This window comes from Zongyangia sp., from assembly GCF_965361945.1.
The window spans coordinates 1-4362 of record NZ_CBDTOK010000058.1; the positions used below are offsets into that span (position 1 = coordinate 1).

Annotated in this window: 4 protein-coding genes; 1 reads left to right on the forward strand and 3 read right to left on the reverse strand. The window is 54.4% G+C overall.

All coding sequences use genetic code 11. The annotated features are described in order from the left end of the window. Nucleotides 1–408: helix-turn-helix domain-containing protein (locus tag ACZ25G_RS03635; RefSeq protein WP_463681575.1), on the forward strand; the 408-nt coding region annotated here is incomplete at its 5' end. A 41-nt stretch (nt 409–449) separates the two neighbouring features. On the opposite strand, the gene ACZ25G_RS03640 is transcribed toward ACZ25G_RS03635, so the two are convergent. The 3 genes from ACZ25G_RS03640 to ACZ25G_RS03650 form a co-directional block, all read right to left on the reverse strand. Beyond that, nucleotides 450–1982: a galactose-1-epimerase gene (locus ACZ25G_RS03640; RefSeq protein ID WP_463681576.1), complete on the reverse strand. Its 1533-nt coding sequence runs from the start codon at nt 1980–1982 to the stop codon at nt 450–452. A 21-nt stretch (nt 1983–2003) separates the two neighbouring features. Further along, nucleotides 2004–3011 (reverse strand): UDP-glucose 4-epimerase GalE, encoded by a 1008-nt coding sequence (galE, locus tag ACZ25G_RS03645; protein WP_463681577.1) that lies wholly within the window; start codon nt 3009–3011, stop codon nt 2004–2006. Nucleotides 3012–3160: 149 nt separating this feature from the next. Then, entirely contained in the window at nt 3161–4012 is an 852-nt protein-coding gene (locus ACZ25G_RS03650; RefSeq protein ID WP_463681578.1) for an aldo/keto reductase, read from the reverse strand. Nucleotides 4013–4362 lie beyond the last annotated feature (350 nt).

Below are 4362 nucleotides of genomic sequence, written 5' to 3' on the forward strand. Positions count from 1 at the left end.
ATCCTCAGCATCCTGCGCAATATGGTGCCGGGAACTCCCCAGGAAATGAGACAGGAGCCGCCGAATCTGGCGATTCAGATTACCAAGTACATTTATGCAAACTACGACCAGGATATCACCTTGCAGGACATTGCCGATGCGCTGCATATTTCTCCCCGGCATATCAGCCGCCTGTTTTATGAGTATTTCGGCACTGGGTTTGCAAAGACCCTAAGCATCTACCGGCTCAACTACGCCAAGAACTACCTGTGCGACACCGATCTGCCGGTGGAAGAGATCGCATCCCTGGTGGGCTTTTCCACCCCCAACGCCCTCTACCGGCTGTTTAAGGAGACGGAGGGCATGTCCATTGCCGAATACCGGAAAAAATACCGTTCCCATAGCAGGGAGGGCGAAAGGCTAAAATAAAAAGCAGAGCGCCGAAGCTTTTGCTTCGGCGCTCTATTCTTTTATTCTGCGATGCCAAACTGGTAGAGGGTAAACTGGTGATAGGTTTCTCCCGGCCGGAGGATGGGATCAGGGAAAGCGGGCTGGTTGATGGAATCAGGATAGCGCTGAGGTTCAAAGCAGATGCCGCTGCGGGAGACAAGCTCCTTGCCATACCGGTCCACATCTGCCCCGGTGAGGAAGTTGCCGCTGTAGACCTGCATCCCCTCGCAGTCGGAGTAAACCTTCATGGTAATGCCGCTCAGAGGGCTGTAAAGCCAAGCCTTTTCCTCCTCGGCGGCATTTTCAAAGCTGTAACAGTGGTCGATACCTCCCACAATATCCAACAGCCGGTCTTTCTGGGAGAGGACGTCCCCCACACAGATTTTCCTCCGCAGATCCAGGACTGTCCCCGCTACGTCGGCAAAGGTGCCGTCGGGCATGCCGGTGTCGTCGATCTGAAGATAGCGGCTGGCGTTAACCTGAACCTGATGGCCGCAGACATCCCCGCCCCGGCCTCCAGCCAGGTGGAAGAAGCTGTGGTTGGTCAGATTGACAATGGTAGGCCGGTCGGTTATGGCTTCATATTCGATACGCAGGGCATTGCCCTCCAGAGAATAGGAGACAATGGCGGAGAGCCGGCCTGGATATCCTTCCTCGCCGCCGGGGCTTATATAACGCAGCCGCAGGGTTTCCCCGTCGATCTGTCCCTGCCACACCTTGCGGTTAAAGCCTGCCTTTCCGCCATGGAGGTGATTGCTTCCGTCGTTCTGGGTCAGCTGATAGGTGATGCCATCCAGGGTGAAACGGCCGTCCCGAACCCGGTTGCCATAACGGCCTACCACACAGCCCAGATAGACGTTCTGCTTTTCATAATCCTCCACACTGCCCAGGGATAGGACTACATTGACTTCCTCTCCCTCCCTGTCCCTGACAAACAGGGACTGGACGGTGCAGCCATATTCCAGAATTTCCGTCTGAATCTGCCCATTAGAGAGGGTAAAAGCCTTCACTTCCTGACCGTCTCTGGTCTGGCCGAACACACGGCTTGTAATCTTTGTCATCCTTTCTTCCTCCTTTGCTGTCTCGCCTTCGGCGGAGAGCTGTTTTTCCATCCGCCAATAGTCTAAAATTCCGCCCTGCGCCCCGATGACCTGCTCGTGGGAAACTTCACGGTAGCCATGCTTTTCATAGAGGGGTTTGCCGGGGATGGAAGCATCCAGATACACCTGCCTTTGTCCGGCCTTTATGGCAGCCGCTTCCAGTGCCAGCAGAAGCCTGGTGCCATGCCCCCGCCCTTGATAGGCCGGGTGGATGTAGATCTGCCGGATCTCTTCCCCCCGCAGGCATCCCACCCCTACAGGTTCCTCTCCCTCATAGGAGAGGAGGACTAAGTCCTTTCCCAACCCTTCCTGGATATTCTCTAAGCTGTGATGTTCTAGGAACATGTCCACCGCTTCTTCACAGTAGACACCCGAATAGCTGCCCCGGACAGATGCTTCCACAATTTGGCGCACCAAGCCGCTCTGGTCAGGTGTCGCTTTTCTGATACTCAACTGCCTTCCCCCACTGCTTACTCAAAGTCCCGCCGGGTTATTCTGGGTAAAGTTCCAGCTGTCCCGGCACATGTCGTCTAAGCTTCTCTTGGCCTCCCAGCCGAAAACCGCCTTGGCTTTGGAGGGATCGGCGTAATATTCCCCGATGTCCCCAGGCCTCCGGGGATCGACTACATAGGGGATGGGCCTGCCGCAGGCCCGCTCATAGGCGGCCACCACCTCCAGCACGCTGCATCCCCGGCCGGTGCCCAGGTTTACCGCGTCTACCCCGGTGTGGCCGGACACGTATTCCAGGGCCTTCAGGTGTCCTTCGGCCAGATCGCAGACATGGACATAATCCCGTATTCCGGTGCCGTCGGGGGTATCGTAGTCGTTCCCAAAGACATGGAGTTTTTCCAGCTTGCCCACCGCCACCTGGCAGATGTAGGGGAGAAGGTTGTTGGGGATTCCGTTGGGATCCTCCCCGATGAGGCCGCTTTCATGGGCGCCGATGGGGTTAAAATACCGCAGGAGGGAGATGCTCCACTCCGGGTCAGAATGGCCCAGATCGGTGAGAATCTGCTCTACCATCAGCTTGGTGAAGCCGTAGGGATTCACCGGCCCGGTGGGGAATTCCTCCCGGTAGGGGATGGGGTTTTGGGGGCCGTAGACGGTGGCAGAGGAGGAGAATACCATCTTTTTGCAACCAAACTGCCTCATGACTTCGCAGAGGACCAGGGTGCCGGCTACATTGTTTTGGTAGTATTCCAGAGGCTTTCGCACCGATTCCCCCACCGCTTTCAGCCCCGCGAAGTGGATGACCGCGTCGATGTCGTAAGCGGAAAAAATCTGCTCCAGTCCCGCCCGGTCTCTGATGTCCACCTGGTAGAAGGGGAAAGCTTTTCCGGTGATCTGGGTGATGCGATGCACTGCCTCCAACTTTGCGTTGGAGAGATTGTCCGCCACCACAATGTCATAACCCGCCTGTAAAAGCGCCACACAGGTGTGGCTTCCGATAAAACCGGCGCCGCCGGTAATGAAAACCCTCATAGTCCCGTCCTTCCTTCCCACAGGGGGAATTTGTTTTCCTTTTTATTATAGCCCCAATTGGGCAGGGGTACAATAGAAAGGCTTGTCACAAAAAGAAAAAGAGCGGAGGAAAATCCCCCGCTCTTTTTCAAAGAAAGTTGAGAAATGAATTAGTCTACGTTAAAGTTGTCCGGATGCTCGCTCAGGCGGCCGATCTTGCCCAGGGTGTCGATGTAAGCCATATCCTCATCGGAGATGTTGAAGTCAAATACATCGGCGTTGTTGCGGATTCTGTCCTCATGAACGGATTTGGGCAGAGGCAGAACACCTTTCTGCAGCTCCCAACGGATGCAGATCTGCGCTATGGATTTGTTGTATTTGGCAGCCACTTCTTTGAGCAGGTCGTTGGAGAAAGCTTTGCCCTGCATCAGCGGGCCCCAAGACTCGACCAGGATGTTGTGCTCGTTGCAGTAGGGAACGGTTTCATCCTGATGGAAGGCGGGATGGTACTCCAGCTGGTTGACCATGGGTTTGATCTCTGCAACCTTCATGAGAGGCTCCAGATGATGGGGCATGAAGTTGCTGACACCGATCGCTTTGATCCGGCCTGCTTTGTACAGCTCCTCAAATGCTTTCCAGGTACCGGCATTGAGCTGCTGCCAGTCATGCTTATGGTTGTGAGGAATGGGCCAGTGGATCAGGTACAGATCCAGATACTCCAGGCCCAGATCCTTCATGGTTTTCTCAAAAGCGGCCAGGGTGGTCTCATAACCCTGCTCAGCATTCCACAGCTTGCTGGTGATGAACAGCTCCTCACGGGGAACGCCGCACTCTTTGATCGCCTGTCCTACGCCGACCTCGTTGCCGTAAACAGCAGCGGTGTCGATGTGGCGGTAACCCACCTTGATGGCGGTTTTGACGGCCTCGCAGACCTCGTCGTTGGGGGTCAGGAAGGTGCCGAAGCCCACGCAGGGGATTTTAACCCCGTTATTGAGCACATAGCAGTCTGTCAAGCTTTTCATGTTCATTGGTTTTCGCTCCTTTTTCTATAAATCTGTATTGATTTGCAGGCAAAATGAGCAACTATGGTTAGTATACACCATTTTTTCACTCAAAAAAAGACCATTTGGTAAACTTTTGAGTAAAAATTGATGTTTTGATATTTTGACGAAAAACAGGCGTTTTCCCCGTGGGAGTTTATCTATTTAGTCCAGGTCGAAATGATCCGGATGTTTGCCCAAGCGGCCGATTTTTCCCAGGGTATTGATGGTGGCCATATCCTCCGCAGAGATTTCAAAGCTGAAAATATCGGCGTTGTTTTTCATCTTCTCCACCGTAGACGCCTTGGGGAGGGGAAGGATCCCCCGCTGCA

Bases quoted from the DNA above. Each gene is read 5' to 3' on its own strand.
- galE (WP_463681577.1), bottom strand. From the start codon at position 3,011: ATGAGGGTTTTCATTACCGGCGGCGCCGGTTTTATCGGAAGCCACACC.
- ACZ25G_RS03650 (WP_463681578.1), bottom strand. From the start codon at position 4,012: ATGAAAAGCTTGACAGACTGCTATGTGCTCAATAACGGGGTTAAAATC.